General features: G+C 57.5%; 14 protein-coding genes and 5 pseudogenes. 13 read left to right on the forward strand and 6 right to left on the reverse strand.

Annotation, left to right across the window (positions count from 1 at the left end):
• The first annotated feature begins 44 nt into the window (after positions 1 to 44).
• The 5 genes and pseudogenes from AB1E34_RS17745 to AB1E34_RS17765 form a co-directional block, all read left to right on the forward strand.
• Entirely contained in the window at positions 45 to 1,019 is a 975-nt protein-coding gene (locus AB1E34_RS17745) for an ABC transporter substrate-binding protein (protein ID WP_372573650.1), read from the forward strand.
• Between the two features lie 68 nt (positions 1,020 to 1,087).
• Positions 1,088 to 2,623 carry a sugar ABC transporter ATP-binding protein gene (locus AB1E34_RS17750; protein ID WP_372573651.1) on the forward strand — a complete coding sequence of 512 codons (1,536 nt, stop codon included), beginning with the start codon at positions 1,088 to 1,090 and terminating at the stop codon, positions 2,621 to 2,623.
• Positions 2,608 to 3,585, forward strand: a complete 978-nt coding sequence (locus tag AB1E34_RS17755; protein ID WP_372573652.1) for an ABC transporter permease — start codon at positions 2,608 to 2,610, stop codon at positions 3,583 to 3,585. Before AB1E34_RS17750 ends, AB1E34_RS17755 begins: the two co-directional genes overlap by 16 nt.
• 3 nt (positions 3,586 to 3,588) lie before the next feature.
• Positions 3,589 to 4,587, forward strand: coding sequence for an ABC transporter permease (locus AB1E34_RS17760; RefSeq protein ID WP_372573653.1), 999 nt, complete (start codon positions 3,589 to 3,591; stop codon positions 4,585 to 4,587).
• A 65-nt stretch (positions 4,588 to 4,652) separates the two neighbouring features.
• Positions 4,653 to 4,863: pseudogene (locus AB1E34_RS17765) on the forward strand (transposase); the annotation flags it as partial.
• Here AB1E34_RS17765 and AB1E34_RS17770 read toward each other — a convergent pair.
• Positions 4,855 to 4,929 (reverse strand): annotated as a pseudogene (locus tag AB1E34_RS17770) (transposase); the annotation flags it as partial. The pseudogenes AB1E34_RS17765 and AB1E34_RS17770 sit on opposite strands and share 9 nt — an antisense overlap.
• On the opposite strand from AB1E34_RS17770, the gene AB1E34_RS17775 reads away from it, so the two are divergent.
• Positions 4,919 to 5,239 (forward strand): integrase core domain-containing protein, encoded by a 321-nt coding sequence (locus AB1E34_RS17775; RefSeq protein ID WP_372573668.1) that lies wholly within the window; start codon positions 4,919 to 4,921, stop codon positions 5,237 to 5,239. The pseudogene AB1E34_RS17770 and the gene AB1E34_RS17775 sit on opposite strands and share 11 nt — an antisense overlap.
• Here the strand turns inward: AB1E34_RS17775 and AB1E34_RS17780 are convergent.
• Positions 5,236 to 5,364, reverse strand: a pseudogene (locus AB1E34_RS17780) (IS481 family transposase); the annotation flags it as partial. The gene AB1E34_RS17775 and the pseudogene AB1E34_RS17780 overlap by 4 nt on opposite strands.
• Before the next feature lie 1,345 nt (positions 5,365 to 6,709).
• Between AB1E34_RS17780 and AB1E34_RS17785 the strand changes: the two are divergent.
• Both AB1E34_RS17785 and AB1E34_RS17790 read left to right on the forward strand, forming a co-directional pair.
• Positions 6,710 to 10,081 carry a M10 family metallopeptidase C-terminal domain-containing protein gene (locus AB1E34_RS17785; RefSeq protein ID WP_372573654.1) on the forward strand — a complete coding sequence of 1,124 codons (3,372 nt, stop codon included), beginning with the start codon at positions 6,710 to 6,712 and terminating at the stop codon, positions 10,079 to 10,081.
• A gap of 84 nt (positions 10,082 to 10,165) precedes the next feature.
• Positions 10,166 to 10,567: a hypothetical protein gene (locus AB1E34_RS17790; protein WP_372573655.1), complete on the forward strand. Its 402-nt coding sequence runs from the start codon at positions 10,166 to 10,168 to the stop codon at positions 10,565 to 10,567.
• A gap of 59 nt (positions 10,568 to 10,626) precedes the next feature.
• On the opposite strand, the pseudogene AB1E34_RS17795 reads toward AB1E34_RS17790, so the two are convergent.
• The 3 genes and pseudogenes from AB1E34_RS17795 to AB1E34_RS17805 all read right to left on the reverse strand — a co-directional run.
• Positions 10,627 to 11,076, reverse strand: a pseudogene (locus AB1E34_RS17795) (IS6 family transposase); the annotation flags it as partial.
• A 234-nt stretch (positions 11,077 to 11,310) separates the two neighbouring features.
• Positions 11,311 to 12,336 (reverse strand): IS110 family RNA-guided transposase, encoded by a 1,026-nt coding sequence (locus AB1E34_RS17800; protein WP_372573656.1) that lies wholly within the window; start codon positions 12,334 to 12,336, stop codon positions 11,311 to 11,313.
• 68 nt (positions 12,337 to 12,404) lie between these two features.
• A pseudogene (locus tag AB1E34_RS17805) lies at positions 12,405 to 12,637 on the reverse strand (IS6 family transposase); the annotation flags it as partial.
• Positions 12,638 to 12,967: 330 nt separating this feature from the next.
• On the opposite strand from AB1E34_RS17805, the gene AB1E34_RS17810 reads away from it, so the two are divergent.
• Positions 12,968 to 13,543 (forward strand): LysR family transcriptional regulator, encoded by a 576-nt coding sequence (locus AB1E34_RS17810; protein WP_372573657.1) that lies wholly within the window; start codon positions 12,968 to 12,970, stop codon positions 13,541 to 13,543.
• 129 nt (positions 13,544 to 13,672) lie between these two features.
• The gene (locus AB1E34_RS17815) at positions 13,673 to 14,674 is read left to right on the forward strand and encodes a hypothetical protein (protein WP_372573658.1); all 1,002 of its coding nucleotides are present in this window, start codon (positions 13,673 to 13,675) and stop codon (positions 14,672 to 14,674) included.
• Here the strand turns inward: AB1E34_RS17815 and AB1E34_RS17820 are convergent.
• A complete protein-coding gene (locus AB1E34_RS17820) occupies positions 14,649 to 16,202 on the reverse strand; it encodes a winged helix-turn-helix domain-containing tetratricopeptide repeat protein (protein ID WP_372573659.1) in 1,554 nt (517 codons plus the stop codon). The two genes, AB1E34_RS17815 and AB1E34_RS17820, sit on opposite strands and share 26 nt — an antisense overlap.
• Positions 16,203 to 16,368: 166 nt before the next feature.
• On the opposite strand from AB1E34_RS17820, the gene AB1E34_RS17825 reads away from it, so the two are divergent.
• The 3 genes from AB1E34_RS17825 to AB1E34_RS17835 all read left to right on the forward strand — a co-directional run bounded on the left by AB1E34_RS17825 (position 16,369) and on the right by AB1E34_RS17835 (position 18,724).
• On the forward strand, positions 16,369 to 17,325 hold the full coding sequence (locus AB1E34_RS17825) for a homocysteine S-methyltransferase family protein (protein ID WP_372573660.1): 957 nt from the start codon (positions 16,369 to 16,371) through the stop codon (positions 17,323 to 17,325).
• Between the two features lie 174 nt (positions 17,326 to 17,499).
• Positions 17,500 to 17,718 (forward strand): YjiS-like domain-containing protein, encoded by a 219-nt coding sequence (locus AB1E34_RS17830; RefSeq protein WP_372573661.1) that lies wholly within the window; start codon positions 17,500 to 17,502, stop codon positions 17,716 to 17,718.
• Between the two features lies 1 nt (position 17,719).
• Positions 17,720 to 18,724 (forward strand): peptidoglycan-binding domain-containing protein, encoded by a 1,005-nt coding sequence (locus tag AB1E34_RS17835; protein WP_372573662.1) that lies wholly within the window; start codon positions 17,720 to 17,722, stop codon positions 18,722 to 18,724.
• Positions 18,725 to 18,863 lie beyond the last annotated feature (139 nt).

The following is an 18,863-nucleotide window of genomic DNA, read 5'->3' on the forward strand; positions in this document are numbered from 1 at the left end:
GCGGTCAAACGGAGGAGACCGCACCAAATAGTGGAGGAAAAACTATGAAACGCAGACATCTTTTGATCACATCGGTCATCGCTGGTGCACTCTTGGGCACCGCGGCGCTGGCTCAGGATCTGCCGCCCCTGGAACAGAAAGACCGTTACCGGGTCGGATTTGCGCAGATGGAGTCGAACAACCCCTGGCGGATCGCGGAAACCAAGTCGTTTCATGACACCGCCGAAGCCTGCGGTTGGGACCTGATCGCAACGGATGCGGCTGGTTCTGCTGCTAAGCAGGTGGCCGATGTTGATAGCATGATCGCCCAGGGCATCGACGTTCTTTTCCTGCCGCCGCGTGAGGAAAAGCCCTTGATCCCGGCCGTGATGAAGGCGCGTGCCGCAGGCATTCCGACGTTCCTTGTTGATCGCTCGGTGGATCCCGCCGTTGCCAAGCCCGGCGAACATTTTGTTGCATTCCTCGGGTCGGACTTCATCGATCAGGGAAACCGGGCAGCCGGTTGGCTGATGGAAAACTTTGAGGGCGACAAGGGTATTATCGTTCAGCTAGAGGGCACGACCGGTTCCTCGCCCGCAAATGACCGCAAGAAAGGCTTTGACGACGCCATTGCGGCAGATGACCGGTTCGAGATCGTCGCCTCGCAGACTGGCGATTTTGCCCGCGACCTGGGCCGTCAGGTTATGGAAACGCTGCTGCAGGCGCATCCCGACGTAAACGTGGTTTACGCGCATAATGATGAGATGGCGATCGGTGCGATCCAGGCGTTGGAACTTGCTGGCCGGAAACCCGGCGAGGATGTCACCATCGTATCGATCGACGGAACACGCGATGCCCTTCAGGCCATCATCGACGGCAAGATGGGCGTGACCGTAGAAAGCTCGCCTTTCTTTGGCCCGCTGGCATGCGAAGTCATGAAGAAATACGCTGCTGGTGAGCAGATCCCCGAATGGGTAAAGGTCGAAGACCGTATCTTTACCCAGGACAACGCTGCCGATCACATCGACGAGGCCTATTGATCCTCCCTGGTGGGCGGGGCCGACAAACCGTCGGTCCTTGCCTGCAATTATCCGGAGTTCGAGATATCATGAATGCTCTTGTTTCGATGTCGGGCATCGAGAAGTCTTTTGCGGGCGTACCTGCGCTAAGCCAAGCCAGCCTTGAGATTGCGCCGGGTGAGGTTCATGCCCTTATTGGCCAGAACGGTGCCGGTAAATCGACAATGATCAAGGTCCTGACCGGGGTGTACCGGCGGGATAGCGGCAGCGTTGTGATCCGGCACGGCGAGAGTGAGATCTCAAGCCCTCGCGAGGCGCAAGAAGCGGGGATCGCAACGATCTATCAGGAATTGAACCTGGTCCCGCTGCGCAGCGTCACTGAAAACATCATCATGGGATATGAACCCAAACGCCTGGGGCTGTTCGTAGACTGGCGCGAGGGCAACAAGCGGGCGCGTGAAGTGCTTGCGCGCTTCGGGATCGACATTGACGTTACCGAGCCGCTGGGAAATTTCTCGACTGCAATTCAACAGCTTGTGGCAATAGCGCGGGCCGTGTCGCTTGAGGCAAAACTTGTGATCATGGACGAGCCAACCTCCTCGCTTGATGCAAGCGAAGTTGAGGTTCTGTTTGGTGTGGTACGGGAGTTGAAGAACCAGGGCGTGTCAGTTCTCTATGTTTCGCATTTCCTCGACGAGCTTTTTCAGATTAGTGATCGTGTTACGACCATGCGAGATGGCCGTACCGTCAGCACCCGCATCGTCAGCGAGACAAAAAAGCTTGAAATGATTGCAGATATGCTTGGCCGGAACACAGACGAGATCGCAGCCGAGGGCATGACAGATTTTGCTGGCGCCAAAGCGAAGCGGGGCAGCATTCTGTTGCGTTCCGAGAATGTCTGTAGCGGACCGCGGTTGACGCATTTCGATCTAACACTCCATCGCGGAGAGATCGTCGGGCTTGGCGGGTTGCTGGGTTCGGGCCGGACCGAGGCAGCGCGTGCGCTTTTTGGCGTAGACGCGCTTGAAGACGGAGTCATCGAACTTGATGGCCATCCCGGACAGCCTTCGGGTCCCGGCGAAGCGATCAGAAAGCGGATTGGGTTCCTGACCGAAGACCGCAAGGCCGAAGGGATCATCCCTGACATGTCCGTGCGCGAGAACATGACCCTCGCATTGTTGCCCAAACTGGCCAAGCGCGGCCAGATAGATTTCGAACGTGAGCGTGCAATTGTCGACGCGTTTGTCAGCGATCTGGGGATCAAGGCCGCTCACATGGATCAGCCCATCCGGGAACTGTCAGGCGGTAACCAGCAGAAGGTTCTGCTAGCGCGTTGGCTGGCGACCGAACCCGACATCCTGATACTGGATGAACCGACCCGCGGCGTGGATGTGGGCGCAAAACGCGAGATACAGTCCTTTATCCGCTCCTATGTCGACAAAGGCTTCGGTGTTGTACTTATCAGCTCCGAGTTCGAGGAGTTGGTGGAAGGTGCTGACCGTATCGTCGTCATGCATGAAGGTCGCTCGGTGACAGAACTGGCCAACCCGGGCATCACAGAGAACATACTGGTGGGCGCCCTTGCGCACCACGACGCAGGAGCCGACACATGGAACGCGCAATGAAGCTTCCGAAACGGGTCGCATCGATGCCTTTGCGTTTCCATGGCGGGATCGTCGCTCTGGTTGTACTACTGGTGTTCAATGCGCTGTTCACACCGAATTTCCTGCAGTTGCAGACCCTGTTCGTGAACATCAGCCAGGTCGCGACGATTGCGATCGTCGCAATGGGAATGACGCTGGTGATCGCCACGGGCGGTATCGACCTGTCTGTAGGCGCGGTCATGGCTCTGGCCGGTGCGCTTGCACCGCTCATTTTCCTTTCTGACCTCGGAGCGGCAAATCCAGCTTTGGGCGTGGCTCTGGCGATCATCCTGCCGCTATTGGTTGCCGGGCTGTGCGGTGTCTTCAATGGGGTCATGGTGGCCGTGTTGAACGTCCAACCAATCATAGCAACGCTCATTCTATTCATCTCTGGCCGTGGCATCGCACAGGTCCTCACCAACGGGAACCTGCAGACCTTCTCAAACCCGTCCTTTAGCTATCTCGGGACAAGCAAGATATTGGGGCTGCCATTCCAAGGGTGGTTGGCCCTTGTGATTGCTTGCATTCTGTTCTGGGTGGTCACCAGAACCACCTGGGGGCGTTACCTGCTGGCGATCGGGGGGAACGAACGTGCGGCATTCCTGTCCGGTGGCCCGGTGCGCAGGGTCAAGATCGGGGCTTATGTTATTTGCGCGGTGCTCTCCGGCTTTGCAGGGCTGATTGTGGTAGCAATCAACTCTGCTTCGGACGCTGCGCGAAACGGCAACTTGATGGAACTTGACGCGATTGCCGCTGCGGTCGTGGGAGGCGCGCTATTACAAGGCGGTAGAGCGCCGATATTTGGGGCCATTCTGGGTGCCGTGATCATTCAGCTCGTAAAATATACGCTTCTTGCGAACGGGGTAGAGGATGAGGTCGCGCTGATCGCAAAGGCCGCAATCATCATCCTGGCCGTTTGGATGCAGCAGTTTCGGAGAATCTGATTAATGCTTGATGAAACGGCCTTTGATCTCCGCAAATATCTGCGCCGCAACTCTGCTTCGGTCACGGTTTGGGTGGCCTTGCTTGCCCTGATCCTGTTCGGGTTGATGCGATACGACAACTTTGGCAGCGCCTATAATTTTTCGTCCTTTCTGAATTACAACGCGATGTTCATCGCGATTGCCCTGGGAATGTGCTTTGTGATCATGACCGGCGGGATCGACCTATCGGTCGGATCTGTCGCGGCTTTTACCTCTGTTGTTGCGGCATATCTCAGCCCCTACGGAATACAGGTCGCGCTGCCCGGTGCCGTCCTTGCCGGTATCGGGTTTGGCGCCATCAATGCGTTCTGCATCATCGTTCTGCGAATTCCTCCGTTCATAGCGACCCTGGCCACAATGCTTGCGGCAAAGGGGGGCGCCTTGGTGATTTCCGGAGCACAGACGATTTCGGTCGATTGGGGGTCAAACTTCACCAAACTCGGCATGGGGCAGGCATTTGGGCTGTTCCCATGGGCCATTATCATCGTCGCGGGGTTGACGCTGGTTCTTTGGCTTGTACTTGAGAAAACAACGATCGGCCGAACAGTTCTTGCCATTGGCGGCAGCGAAGATGCCTCCAACCTCATGGGGCTGAAGGTCAATCGCGCCAAGGCGTTTGTCTACATGCTTTCGGGCGGCTGCGCAGGATTGGCGGGGCTATTTCTGGCGTCCGGTTTCGGGGCAGGTCAGCCCCTGGAAGGCATCGGATGGGAGCTGTCAGCTATCGCGTCGGTCGTCGTCGGCGGGACGCTGTTGACCGGGGGCATGGGGTCGATCCCGGCAACTGTGGCTGGCGCATTGCTTCTTGGTCTCGTCTTCAACGTTCTGAACTTTGAAAACGGTCAGGGCACAATCAGTTTCAGCGCCTATTGGCAGATGGTGATCCGAGGGGGGTTCCTGTTTGCGGTCATTCTGCTGCAGGCCCGCGTCATCGCGAAACAACAAAAGGTAATTGGCTCATGAGCCGCATCACTTCCAGCCGAGATGGCCGCTCTCATGGTTTGTGAGCAAACCACTGCCGCGCAATGGACAATCCGGTGCCGCCTGAGTTGCTCGACCAAATCCCGAGGGATGATGAGATCGGGACCGTGACTGCGGACGGTGCTTACGACACGCGCCCCTGCTACATCGCCATCATTGTGCGTGACGCCGCCCCGATCACTCCGATCCGCAAGAACGGTCGACCGCGGAATACAGGCTGCTCGGGTCAGGAACGAAACCCTGCGCGCCACCCGGCACCAGTCCCAGCCAGGCAGCAAACTCCCTGCCGTCCCTAAACTGATGCCCATCACCGATGCTGGCAACACCCTGGGAGAATGGCTACAACGAAAGGTGCAATGGAACGCTCCGCAGCGAGGTGCTCAATGCCGCATGGTTCACAACCACAAAGCAAGCACAGATCACCATCAACGGTTGGCTCAGGCAATACAACCATACCCGGCCGCATCAGGCCATCAACATGCGCCCACCAGTGTCCGAAACTCTAATCCGAAATGGCCCAAACATGGGGACTAGACAGGGCGCTCTACGTCCATTCCGACACATGCATGCAGCAGTCCAACCGAACCGGGCAATAGGGACTGCGAAGAGGCGCGCGACCCGGATGAGAGACTAGTTGTTCAGTCCCGACATCCGGTGGATCGGATTTAGGATGAATCGATCTGGCTCTGATGTCCAGATTTTGCAGATGTATTCGTAAGGCGTGAGACCGCTGAGCGCCGTTAAGCGACATGCGAAGTTGTCTCTCTACCCGCTGCCTGCTTGATCGCGGGCCTTCGAGGTCCCGCAGGGACGTGGTTCCGATGATGCCCAGGTCTGGACCGTCGCTGACTTCGATCAAGCACGCCTATGAGATGGGCACACCGGAATTACATCGAACCAGCATCATGTTGGCAGCCACCGCGCTGACCACGAACCGAAGCATGTACCCGAAGGATCTCAACCGAAGGTCGCGACAGAAAGCAGGGCGGACACGAACAAGGTAAAGCTACACCGCCTTGGCGGATCAGTTATTCTGCGCAAAACAGCTTGACTAGGACGGCCCCGTTACCAAAGCCCTGAGCCTTCTGTATCTCGAGTTTGTTAACTTGACCCCCGTCAGCCGCCTTGGCCGAGGTTGCTGACGGCGCGGTGTATGGCGTCTGAGAAATACAGTTGCTAGAACTTGTATTTGTCATTCGAACTGAGCGTTCCACATTTGCCGTGATTTGCACAGCGCGTTCACGATTGTGACGAGCTTTCTGGCGACGGCTGTGATGATGACCTTATGTGGTTTAGGATCGAGCGCTTTTCGGTTCCTTGTAGATGCTGCAATAGAACACCTGCAGTGCGCTCATATACGATGAACTTGGACAGCAGCTTCTTCACTTCTAGGTTGATTTTAGCCAACGGATCACTAGGTCACACGGCAACCGCGCTGGACGCGCCTCGTTCCGGTGCCGAGGTCAAGACCTGCGGCCCAACTTTGTGTCGGGCCCGCAAGGCCAAATTCCGCCGATGTCTCTCCTCTAGTGGATTTCGTGTTGATTTTAATCAGTAATCCTCAATGAAATGACTTCATAGCAGAATCGAAAGCGCCTGAAACACCTCATCGTTCCTGATGGAGGTGACGGATTTCGCTGACAATAAACGCAATGCCGCTTCGCAGCTGGCATCCAAAAGAGCTACGCAAAATGTGCTATCTAGAGTTGTAAAATAGGGAGCCTCGAAGATGCCATCTCCAATGCAAGAAAGCGATCAATGGTTGGGTACAGGGTACTCAACCATTTTCAGCGTGATCAACAAAGCGTCTGAACGCCACACGTTCTGCGCGGCGAATTGAACCCACGACATTGGTTTCGCGAGGAAAGGTAGACTGAATATGTGCATGATGTGTGAACTGGGGTACGGCCCCATGCAAGAGACGTCTTTTGGAGAGATCGGTTTTCAAAAGACTGGATTTCAAGTGAACTTGGGTGACGTAACAACTCTTCAAGAAACGACATCTCTGGCGCTCGCAGAACAGGTCCCGAATCCTGGCTCGCTGGGTTTCTCAACCGAGAATACAGACCATGCCAATACTCAGGAAGCTGCGCTTTCGCTTGAAATGGACGAGGCGCTTCAAGCTTCGATCAACATACAATCACCACGCAACAACGCCAGCGACCCGTGGTGGGTCAATGACCAAACCCCGGACAACCCCTATGGTAAAAGCGATGATTACGAGGCCTATCTCGACTATCTTGGAGCGCTGCCCCGCAGCCTGACGCCAGAGATCGCGGCAGAACCCATGCGGATCAACATTCACGAGCTCAACGATCACCCCGACTACAAGGCGGCCGCGATCGGTGCCTTGCAGATGTGGTCCGCCGTCACCCCTTTGCAGTTCGAGATCGTGGACGATAAGCCTTATGACGCCGAAACCGACTGGATGGAGGTGGTCAGCCCTGAGATCGGTGAGCCAAGCGATGGCAGCGCGTTCTCAAGCAATCGCTTTGTCAGCGTCGGGCAGCGGTTTCACGACACCGAACCTAACCTTACGGATATCGGCGGCTATGTGTTCGACACGTTCATTCACGAGTTCGGTCATGAATTTGGGTTGAACCACCCTGGCCTCTATAACTACAGCGGCCCCGGTGGCGTGCAGATCAACTATCTCAACAACGCCACCTGGATCTATGACCGGCAGCAATACAGCGTCATGTCCTATTTCGATGGGATCGATGTGGGCGAGGCGAGCCGCTGGTCGGCCTCAACGCCGCTGATGGGGGATATCGAGGCGGTCATCCGCCGCTTTTTCTCGACCGTCGATGAGGACGGGGTACGGACCTATGAGACGATCAACCTCAACATCGGCGACAATACCTATGGCTTCAACAGCACCGAATATGGCTATACGCTGACCTCGTCGGGGATGCAGCATGATATCGGCTTTGTGATCCATGACACCGGCGGCACCGATACGGTCGACTTTTCCGGCTCGACTGCGGGCACGATCCTCGACTTGCGCGCGGGACAGTTTTCCAGCGTCAACGGCCACAACAACAACGTGTCGATCTTTGCCGGTCATAATGCAGAACAGACCGAATACTACATCGAGAACGGCATCGGCAGCCAGCATAGCGACATCCTGATCGGCAATGACGGCAACAACATTCTGGATGGCCGCGCAGGCGGCGACCGGATGGCTGGCAATGGCGGTGACGATATCTATTTCGTCGACTCCATGGACGACATCGTGCGCGAGGACGCAGATGGCGGCAATGACACCGTGATCCTCATGTCCCGGGATCTGGTGTTCGACGAGATCGCCAATGTCGAGACCATCATCTACGCCGAGGGAGCGCCTGCCGTTGCCGAAAACCAAGGCGGCGACACCTCGTCTAGCGCTGGCAACAACGCGCTGGCCAGCATCATTTTCGGCGACGAAACGAATGAAACCATCAATGGCGGCGCGGGCGGCAACACGATCTTTGGCATGGGGGGGGATGACCTCATCATTGGCGGCCGTGACTCGCTGGCCAGCCGCGACATCAACAACACGATCGCTATTGAGGATTTGGAGGACCAGACCGAAAGCGATGATGGAAATGACGCGCTTTATGGAGGTGATGGAAACGACACCATCAATGGCGGCGCGGGCGACGACCTTCTCGATGGCGGTGACGGCGATGACGTGCTGCGGGGGCAGGCCGGTGTGGATGTGTTCCGGGGCGGGGCGGGGATCGACACGGTCGATTACAGCCAAGAGAGTCCGTTCCAGTTGCTGGTCAATCTCGCCACCAATATCGCCAGCGGCGGCACAGCGTCGGGCGATACGTTCTACAGCATCGAGAACCTGATCGGCTCTGATGACCGGATCGATCGCTTCATCGGCACTGATGCGGCGAACCATTTCTGGGGTCAGGGCGGTGGCGACTATTTCAGCGGCGGCGGTGGCGATGACATTCTGGACGGCGGCCGGGATGGCGACATCCTCTATGGCGAAGACGGTAATGACACGCTGATCGGCGGGTCGGAACAGGACTACATGAATGGTGGTGCCGGGACCGATACGGTTGACTACGCTGCCAGTTCCAGCGGCGTGACGGTCGATCTGGCCAATGGCACGGCCAGCGGCGGCGATGCTGACGGGCCGGTGCAGATCGTCGGGCGTGGTACCGCCATCCGCCACGACATCCTTGTCGATATCGAAAACGCTGTCGGATCTTTCCACGATGATCGTCTGATCGGTGACGATCAGGCCAACGCGCTGTCGGGGGGTGCCGGGAATGACACGCTGACCGGTGGCGATGGCGCCGACACTCTGAATGGCGGCGCGGGTCATGACACTGCGGACTATTCCGATGCGAGCACCGGGGTCGAGCTCAATCTGGCGCGGGGTGACCATGGCGGGGACACCTATGTCTCGATCGAGAATCTCGCGGGATCCGGCTTTGATGACCGGATGAAAGGCGATGGTTCGGCCAATGTGCTGACCGGTCAGGGCGGTGCTGATATCTTACGCGGTGGCGGCGGCGATGACACCCTACTGGGTGACTTTGCCTATGAAGGCGATGCGCCGCCGCGTCCGGGCATGGGCACCGGTTATGCCACGCTGGGGCCGGATGCGACGAACAATTCCATCGAAACCGCATTCGACATTTCGGATAACTTCTCACTCGCGGAAGATCCGAACATCTTCGACTCGACCAGCGTGCTGCACACGACCGTCAACGCCACCGGAAACGGTCTGGGAGGTTATTACAGCATCGCTCTCGCCGCCGGGACGGTGATCTCGATCGATATAGATGGCATCGCCGACCCCAATGTCCATGACAGCTGGGTCCGGTTGCTGGACAGCGACGGTGATATCGTCGCGGAGAACGATGATGGCGGTGGCGATCCCGGCTCGGCGAGCAACCGGGATTCAAGCACTGTCTTTGTCGTGGAGGAAACCGGAACCTACTACATCCTCGAAGGCCGATGGTCGCCGGATGCGCCGGGTGGATGGGAGGAGGCGGTGCCCGAGGGCTCGACCTATACGCTGAACGTGTCGGTCGATTTCCCCGCCGCGCCAGCCCAGCCGGGCGTTGCGGGCGATGACAAACTGCGCGGCGGCAAAGGCAGCGACCTGCTGGATGGCGGCTTGGGTGCCGATACCCTGCATGGTGGCGCGGGCGAGGATTCGTTCCGCTTCTCGACAGCACTCGGGGACGATAATGTCGACCGGATCAAGGATTTCGACAGCGCCGAGGATGTGATGCTGCTCGACAGCCGCATCTTCGCGGAACTGGGCGAGGGCGGCGTTCTGTCCTTTGGTGCGTTCCATGAGAGCGCGACGGGTGTCAGTCAGGACGGCAATGACCGCATCCTCTACAACACCGAGACCGGGGCCCTGTCTTATGACGCTGATGGTTCGGGAGAGGGAGACGCTGTTCAGTTCGCGCATCTGAGCGCGGATCTGGACCTGTCGGCGGCGGACTTCTTTGTCATCTGAGATGAGCCGGGAAAGGGGCCTGGGCGCCTTTCCCATTCCGGCCGCGGAACTCCAACCGAAACCGTCAGAACAAGGAGGCGCGTGATGTCCTGCACCCCTGACCGCCGCATTATATGGATCGCTGCCAGCGCTTTGGCTGTCTCTGTCATAGCGCCACCCGTCGGCGCGCAAACAAAAGATATCCGGGGATCGATCCTCTACGAGGATAACGGGAAGATACCCGAAGGCCGGGTTTTTATCTATCTGGAAAACCCCGCCGTGCAGTACAAAACCCGCGCTATCGTCCCGAAAACGAGCGTCAATAGCGATGGGAAATCGAGGGTCATAGAATACTCATTCTCCTGGCCCGCGAGGCTGAAAGCATCGCCCGAATTAAGGGTTGTTGCGCGGCTGGAGCGTGACGATGGTTGGCTGATCGCACGTGGCAGCGCCCCCTTCAAGACTGGCGCTCCCGCGAAGATCACGCTCAACCAGGCGCTTTATTGAATGAGGGTTCCGTCGCCATCCCGGCAGTGGTTAAGAGCTATCGCCTTAACTGGGCGTCATTATCCAGCGAGCTTTGCGAATTGACGGAATCCGTTTGTCGGAGATCCGAATTGACCTTTGCGGATCATGTTGGCGGTCTCGATTCCCGTAAGTGTGGCTACAGCTGAGGCAAAGCTTTTGAAGCCGAGCATGGGCCTCGTGAGTCGCTTGATGAAGCGGTGATCCTGCTCGATAATGTTGTTGAAGTACTTCGATCTGACGGGGTCGATCTTACCCGGTATCTGCAATCGCTTGAAGATGTTGTTGACCGCTTTGACTCCGGCCGCGTTGCTCCTGCTGTTGTCAATGGTGATCCGTTTCGGGATGCCATAATTGCACAAAGCGCTGGCGAAGAAGTTCTTTGCAGCCTTCGTGTTTCGCTTCTCTGAAAGCATGAAATCAGGGGTTTGCCCGTCGCCGTCTATCACACGATACAGGTACACCCATTCACCACGGACTTTGACATAGGTTCTTTAATTGAGCAGCAGCTCTCGTTGAGTTTAGTCCGGTATCGACCACCTGCAAGGTTCTTTCCGAAGTCATCCCATTTGGCGCTTCATCTCGGCGTTCAAGGCTTCAACCCCCAAAGGTTTCATGCGCGGTCTGGATTGTGAGTCGCATGTAGATCGAACGGGTTCGGTCGACAGCCTGCCGTGTTGGTCGGTACGGCAACTCGTGAACGGGAAGTCCGCTTGTTCTATCGGTTATGCCTCCTTGGTTTGAAAGGTTGATCCGTTTGTCCAGATGGCGTGCGTCAGGACCGCGAGCTTTCGCGCCAGGGCAACGACCGCCTTTTTGTGACTGGTGCGGGCTTTGAGAGCCCGAGCCCATCTCTGTAATTCCGATCCCTTGCCCGGCTTCACGCGGTTCAACAAACTGCTGGCCGCCTCATAGAGCGTAGAGCGCAGCATAGGATCGCCGCGTTTCGATATTTTGCCGCCATAGTCGATGTCTCCCGATTGGTAACGCCGGGATGTCAGCCCGAGATAAGCACCAACCGATCTTGATTTTGTAAATCGCCGCGGGTCATCAATCGTTGCCACAAAGGTCACGGCATTCACGGGACCGACGCCTGGGATCGTCATCAGTCGTTGGCAGGCCTCATCGGTTTTCGCGTGGCGCACCATTTCTTTGCTCAGGGCTGCCGCTTGCCGCAAGGCCGCTGTCCGCAAGTCGAGCAAAGGCAGGATGACACTGGACAAGACCGGTCGGTCCTTCAGGATCGCGTGGATGCGTTCTTCGTAGGTTTGAAGATGCTTTGGTAACCGAAGCCCGAAACTGGCCAGCAAACCACGGATGGTGTTTTCGACATTCACACGGGATTTCAAGGCTACTTCCCGAGCTTTCAGCAACGCCCGCCGCTCCTGAGCAACCCGGCTCTTCACCGCAACCTTCCGGTAGAACCCGGTACGCGCCAGCTCAGCCAACATGGCGGCATCATTGGCATCGGTCTTGTTGTGCATCTGACTGAGAACAGCATGAGCCTGGCGCGCGTCAATGCAAACCATCGGCAACCCTCGATCAGACAGTTCGGTATAAAGCCAGTTCGCCATTCGGCCGGTCTCAAGAACGACGCATTGAATACATCCACGGTGTTTGCTTAGCGCCTGACAGATCACATCAGGGTCCGTCGCTGTCTTAACTGCAAACACGGTGGCTCCATTCTCATCGCACATGCAAATCGACGTCTCTGCTTTCGATACGTCCAATCCGACAAAACACTGTTCCATTTTGCTCTCCTGTCATTGTTCCAGTGCCATCATGCACTGGCCAAGAGAGCTGTTGCTCGATTACTCAGAGTTTCATCCATGTGCCCAGATTCAGCGGTGTTGGCCTTCCGTTTCTGCGCCTCGCGAGCGTCCTCGGGTGAATACTTCACGATCCATCGGTTCAGGGTTGCATGATCGACCGATACACCAAGTTCCGCCATGATCTCTTCCAGGTCGCGGTGGGAGACACCGTAGCGTAGGTAGAATAGACCGTGAACAGGATCACAGATCTTGGGTAGTGGGCGCCTTTGAAGTCGATCATTGGCATTCCTAAACACTGTCGCGATCAAATCACCAGTTGGATCAAACCACACTAAGGTCCAACATGCGGGCCGAAGTTTGCAACAAAACCACATGAAGCACTCTGCCCGGTGGTTTTATGATTCCGTGATGAAAGGGTTTGCCAAGTTGCGGTCAACCTGTTGGTGGATTGTATCTGATGGTCATGATGCCGTTCCTGATTTTGACTTCCAGGGCATGTTGGACATGGTTTCAGGCTTGATCTCAAACGATAAAAATTGTTTGCAAGACTTAGAAAACCTCACTCTATCCGGTCGAGTTGACATGCTACGAATGTCGGAGAGATGACCAAATGACCTATCGATTTCCTTCTTTGAATGGGCTCAAGGCTTTCGAAGCAACAGCTCGGCACCAGAGTTTCAAGGCCGCTGCGGCAGAGCATGGAGTCACGCCCGGCGCTGTCAGTCAGCAGGTGAAGCGCCTTGAAGCATCTCTTGGTATCTCGTTGTTCCTGCGATTGCCGCAGGGCCTCTTGCTAACCAAAGAGGGGGACGCTTATCTGTCTGAGATATCCTGGGCCTTTGATCTGCTGACCGATGCAACGGCAGCTGTCGCGCCGGCACTAAATGGCAGAAAACTGAGTGTCGGGATATCGGAATGCCCGATTGCCCATTTGCCGAAGGGTTGGCCGCGTCATTCAAAGGCGCTTCTCGCTTACATACGTGAAACGCGCATCAGCGAATATGTGGAACTCATTTGGAGCAACGAGCTCGATGAGCTTCTTCTCGACCGTCAGACACGACATAAAAACCTGTCCGAACATGAGGTCGTTGCCAGACATGGTTCCCATGCGTTCTTCTTCTTCACGCGGTCCGGCCTTGCAAATTGTCGCCAAACGCGAGCAATTATTGATGAACTGTCGCGTTGACTTAGGCGCAGGCCATTCGGCGTCATTGACCGGTCGGTCTAATTGAACAAACCTTGGGCGCGTAGGGAACCCCGTTGTCGCAAGGGTGATAAGCTGAAACGGATATCCATTTTCATACTCGCCTTTGCGGTGACCATTCTCAACACGATGCCGATCTGGCTCTCCGAGCTTGCAGTCAAAAGCGGAAGTTCTGACGTTGCCGTCGGCCTACTGGCCAGTGCAGTCTTGGTTTCCGCAGCGGTTGGGTGCCTGTTTGGGTCGTCCGCAGGGCATCTGTCGCTGCCGCGTATCGCCGGGGGGCTTGCCTGCGGCGGACTTGCGTGTGCCGCAATTTCACAGACCATCGTCCTGCCGGTTCTTTTTGCCGGGGCCTGCGCCGTCGGCCTGTCGCAGGGTATCGTTCTGGCCCTGGCCCTGTCGCGAAAGGACAGCGAAGCAACAACGCTGCGGATGATCGGCAATGGAATCGCGGTTGGCTGCGTGGCTTCCTTTGTCCTTCTCGGCGGGCTATTCGCGACCGGGCTGTCGCTGCTGCCGCTGCTGGCCGCTCTTGCGGGAGTGCAGGTGCTGTTAATGCTGCAGAAGCTGCCCCTGCCCGGCAACGGCAACACGCAGCACCTTGATTGGACAGAGGATCTGATCCTGCTGCCGTTTTTTATCTGCATGGGCGCTTACTGGACCTTTCTGGAGATTTTTGCCGCTGAACGACAGCTTGGTGGCCTCAGCGGCTGGCTGGCCGCGAGCCTATTACTATCCGCAACCGGCTCGTTTCTTGCCGGAGCAATGCCGGATCGGATCACCCTGCATGCGCGAATAGCCGGTCTGCTTCTGGCGGCATTTGCCGGGTGTCTCACTTATCTGTCGCGGACCGAAATGTTGATTGGCGCGTCGATCCTTATCAATGCCTTCGGCCTTTTCCTGTTCTTCCCGCTCTATCTGGACCGGACAGATGCGCCCGCGACCGGCATGGCGCGCTACCTTCTTGGCTTTGCATTGGGTGGCGGGGCCGGAAGCCTTGCGATTGCGGTGGGTGGTTACCCGGCCCTGGCCGTGGCGGTTGCCGTCTCGGGGCTGATCGCCTGGCCAGCGCTGCGACGTTCGCGGCCTAAGCCGGACGTTCCGCGATCCTGAGCCCGGCCTTACGCCAGCCTTTGACTGCCATTTCGCCGCGTTCCGGGGTGATGCCGGTCAATGCAAGTTCCTCATAAGCGATATCCTCGAATTGCGGGAACATCTCTCGCATGGCTGAAACGGCCGCATGGGCCCGCTCGGTATTTCCCAACTCACCGTGAAGCCAGGCCAGATGCGCCTGATACCAGAAGAAATCGGGCATCGGTACTTTCTCGATCTCGACCAGTGCAGCTTCGGTGAACCCTTGCGACGCATAGAGCCAGCAGCGCGCATAATGGTACCAGCCTGGATGCACCGGGCTGAGGTCAATCGCGCGGTCCAACAGTTCGACCGCCCGGTCGTATTCGCCCAGAAACATATGGCAGGAGCCGATCTCGGCCAGGACGTCGCAATGGCCGGAATTCAGCTCAAGTGCTCGTTCGGCTGCCGCGCGAAACCCGGCAATGTCCTTCTGATAGAATATGGTCAGCGCCAGGGTCATCCGGGCAAAGGCACTCCGCGCGTCGCAATCTACCGCCCGGCGCGCCGCCTCCGCGGACAGCGCCAAGGCATCCACATCGGGTCGCGGATTGATATGATAACGGTATTCTTCCAGCAACAGCATCGCATAAGCCGCCCAACCGTCAGACGACCCGCTGTCTTCTTTCAACGCAACTTGCAGCCTGTCGCGGATATCGGCATGGAGCGTCTGATCGTAGCTGCGGTAATACTCGTAGAACTGCGCAACCAGAAAATAAGTGTCCCAAGACTGGGTGCGCCCCTCCGGGACTGATCGCGCGGCCTGCTGCGCCATCAACCCGTGTCGACTGCCAAGACGTCCCGCTATCAGGCCGGCAATGTCCTGCTGAATGTCAAACAGATGCTCGGGCCCGCCGCCGCGGTCGAACTGCTCGGTCGCAACCAACCTGCCGCTATTGGCTTCGGTCACCTGCACCGTCACCCGCAAATGGCGTTGAGACCTGCGAATGCTGCCCTCGACCACATGCGTGACCGCGTACCGGTCTGACATCCCCGAATTCGACAGGTTCTCGGCCGCAAGCTGGGCGGTTGTGCGATGCGACAGCAGAGTCAGTTCGCGAAAACGGGACAGGTCGGTGATCGTGTCCTCGGTCAGACCTTCGGCCAGAAACGCATCATCGGGGCTGGACCCCAAACTGCGAAACGGCAGAACCGCAAGAACGATCCGGTCTCTCTCAGGCACGGGTGGGGTTTCGTGAACTGACGGCTCGATCTCGGCCACAAAGCGAAACCCCTTGCCATGGATCGTGCGGATCGTGTGCTGATCGCGACCGCTGTCGCCCACCGCCTGGCGGGCCTCTTTCATGGCCGTCGACAGGGTTGCATCGGTGATGAACCGGCCCTGCCAGACCTGTTCGACCAGCTCGTCTTTCAGAACCACCCGGTCGCGGTTGGCAATGAGATATTCAAGAATGTGCAGGGTCTGTGGCGTCAGGCTGTTGCGCGCGCCCTGGCGCGAGATCTGAAAGAGATCGGTGTCAATTGTACACTCATTGAACGCGTATTTCATGTTCCAGAACCAATGGTAACCCGGTCAGGTTTCGTCGAGACCAAGCCTAGCCCTCATGTTTTCTCAGGAAAAGCTCAGATGCGGCTCGAGTCTCGAATCCGCCCCGGCGCTATCCCCGCTTCATCTTCACCGGTCCGCTACAGGGCCCTGAAACAGGAGAATAACAATGAAATATCGCAACGCGCTGCCTCAACTGAACGGTACGCAGATGCTGGCTGATGGCGGGCTAGAAACCACCCTCGTCTTTCATGAAAGGATCGACCTGCCGCTCTTTGCTGCCTTCAAGGCGCTGGACAGTCAGGACGGCATCGATGCCATCAACCGATACATGCGCGGGTTTGCCGAGCTTGCCGTGCGCAACCGCCGGGGCTTTGTGATGGACACACCGACCTGGCGCGCCAGCCCCCGTTGGGCCGCTGAACTGGGGGTGGATCGCGAACAGCTCAAAGAAGTGCATCGCGGGGTTGTCGCAACGCTTGTCAAGATGCGCGACGATCAGGAAACGCCTGCGTCTCCGTTTGTGATCAACGGCGTGATCGGTCCGCACAGCGATGGCTATGCCCCGACCGAGATCCTGACCGAAACCGAAGCCGAGGCCTATCACCAGACCCAGGCGGGTTGGTTCGCACAAATGGGCGCCGACATGATTTCGGCCATCACCATGACCTATGTCGAAGAAGCCATTGGCATCGTGCGGGCTGCGAAATCTGCCGGCATTCCGGTGGTGATCTCGTTCACGGTCGAAACCGACGGCCGCCTGCCTTCGGGTCAGGCCTTGGGTTCCGCCATCGAACAGGTCGATATCGCCACCAACGGCGCTGCGGCTTACTTCATGATCAACTGCGCCCATCCCGACCATTTCCGGTCCGTCCTGGAACAGGGCGGCGACTGGACCAAGCGGATCATGGGTTTGCGCGCAAACGCCTCGCGCCTGTCGCATGCCGAGCTGGACGAGGCCGAGGAGCTGGATGACGGCAACCCGCAGGAATTCGGCCAGCTTCATCACGAGCTAGCGGGGCTTCTGCCCAACTTGACCGTCATCGGCGGCTGCTGCGGCACCGATCATCGCCATGTTGAGCATGTCTGCAAGGCCGCACGGCATCCCGTCACTGAAGCCGTCTGACGCTCGGTTCAAATCAACCAATCCCGGCGCCCCAGCTCTGCCTTTCGCGGCCAAGGGGTCACCGGGCGAAATCGGCGCAGCCGCGCCTGACTCAGGAGACCAATAATGAGTAGCTATCGTATTTCCCCGTCCCGGGTTCCGGGCATGTCGTTTCCACATGACAACAGCAGCGGCATGTCAATCGCCCCCGGGGGCGGGTTCAGTGCCCCGGTTCTGAACCTGTGCCGGCTCTATGCACGCCTGCACCGCGCCATCCTTCGTGAACATCGAATCCGGCGCGACAGCCATCACGTCGCCCAGTTCAATGATCGCCTGCTCAAAGATATCGGGCTTGAGCGCAGCGAACACCGGGACGACCCGAGTTTTGGGCGCGGCGCCTATTGGAGAGCATGAGATGAAAACCCTGAAGAAAGGTGCCAAAGGCACGAAGGTCAAGGAACTGCAGGGTGCGCTCAACAAAGCCGGAGCGCGCCCCAAGCTCAAAACTGATGGCAAGTTCGGGGATAAGACCGAGACCGCGGTGAAAATCTTCCAGAAAAAATCCCGGCTGAAACGATCCGGCGTCGCCTGCGAAAAGACGCTCACCGCGCTTGGCCTGGCCGGCAAGACACGAAGCTGGCCGCTGGATGATGTCCTGCCGGACCGGCGCGAGGTGGACAAGCACTACGTAAACGCTCGCAAGATTGTCAAAGCCACCATTGCGCTGGCGTCCAAACACAAGGCCTACAGCATCACCAAGCTCAAAGAAGAGATGCAGAAGGCCGGAAAGACGCTCGACAAAGTCTATGCCGGCGTGGTCGATCCGTTGTCGGACATTGGATTTGCGGAGCACAAATTCGACCAGCTTCCGTTCTCGGAGGTGCGAAAGCGCGAGGCGTTGATCGCGCAGGCGAAGAAAAAGCTGGGTGTCTTCAGCGACAATTCCGGCATCTTCTATGGCCATATCATCGATATCGGTCGGATCGAATCCGAAACCAAAAGCGCGATCGACAAACGCAGCCGCGTGGTCTGGCCAGTGCCGAACTACTATCCCGTTTTCAAGCGGAACCTAAGGCGTCTGGAGGCGGTCAAGGAGCGCATGCAAGAGATCCAGAACGACTGCTATAAGCACGAAAACCCCGAGGTCAGCGCCTTTGCGGACAAGGCTCATAAAGTCTTTTCGGCGACCGATAATGCCTATGTCAGTTACGAAGCTGAGAACATGATCCTCAACGACATCAAGCGAGAGTTCGAGCTCAACTCCAAAACGATGCGCGACGACGATCTTCTGAAAATTGGCGAGAGAGGCAAAAAGCAATATCAGAAACTTCGTGCGGAGGCGCGGATCTGCATCGACCATCTCAAGAAATGCTGGGAAATTGAAAAGCACCATCGGAAACTGATCGGCTTTGCTGTCTAGGTTCTGGACCTATTAATTTTGTTGCCGTCATCCCGCCTGCGTGATTCATGCCCGTGAGTTTCAGGGGTATAACATGAGCAATCTATTCTGGCTGACCGATGAGCAGATGGCGCGGCTTCAGCCTTACTTTCCAAAGAGC

The organism is Ruegeria jejuensis, assembly GCF_041537905.1.
Lineage (GTDB): Bacteria > Pseudomonadota > Alphaproteobacteria > Rhodobacterales > Rhodobacteraceae > Ruegeria_C.

What these genes read in the sequence shown, in the direction of transcription:
- AB1E34_RS17745 (WP_372573650.1), top strand. Translation starts at nt 45, where the DNA reads ATGAAACGCAGACATCTTTTGATCACATCGGTCATCGCTGGTGCACTC.
- AB1E34_RS17750 (WP_372573651.1), top strand. Translation starts at nt 1,088, where the DNA reads ATGAATGCTCTTGTTTCGATGTCGGGCATCGAGAAGTCTTTTGCGGGC.
- AB1E34_RS17755 (WP_372573652.1), top strand. Translation starts at nt 2,608, where the DNA reads ATGGAACGCGCAATGAAGCTTCCGAAACGGGTCGCATCGATGCCTTTG.
- AB1E34_RS17760 (WP_372573653.1), top strand. Translation starts at nt 3,589, where the DNA reads ATGCTTGATGAAACGGCCTTTGATCTCCGCAAATATCTGCGCCGCAAC.
- AB1E34_RS17775 (WP_372573668.1), top strand. Translation starts at nt 4,919, where the DNA reads ATGCTGGCAACACCCTGGGAGAATGGCTACAACGAAAGGTGCAATGGA.
- AB1E34_RS17785 (WP_372573654.1), top strand. Translation starts at nt 6,710, where the DNA reads ATGGACGAGGCGCTTCAAGCTTCGATCAACATACAATCACCACGCAAC.
- AB1E34_RS17790 (WP_372573655.1), top strand. Translation starts at nt 10,166, where the DNA reads ATGTCCTGCACCCCTGACCGCCGCATTATATGGATCGCTGCCAGCGCT.
- AB1E34_RS17800 (WP_372573656.1), bottom strand. Translation starts at nt 12,336, where the DNA reads ATGGAACAGTGTTTTGTCGGATTGGACGTATCGAAAGCAGAGACGTCG.
- AB1E34_RS17810 (WP_372573657.1), top strand. Translation starts at nt 12,968, where the DNA reads ATGACCTATCGATTTCCTTCTTTGAATGGGCTCAAGGCTTTCGAAGCA.
- AB1E34_RS17820 (WP_372573659.1), bottom strand. Translation starts at nt 16,202, where the DNA reads ATGAAATACGCGTTCAATGAGTGTACAATTGACACCGATCTCTTTCAG.
- AB1E34_RS17825 (WP_372573660.1), top strand. Translation starts at nt 16,369, where the DNA reads ATGAAATATCGCAACGCGCTGCCTCAACTGAACGGTACGCAGATGCTG.
- AB1E34_RS17830 (WP_372573661.1), top strand. Translation starts at nt 17,500, where the DNA reads ATGTCAATCGCCCCCGGGGGCGGGTTCAGTGCCCCGGTTCTGAACCTG.
- AB1E34_RS17835 (WP_372573662.1), top strand. Translation starts at nt 17,720, where the DNA reads ATGAAAACCCTGAAGAAAGGTGCCAAAGGCACGAAGGTCAAGGAACTG.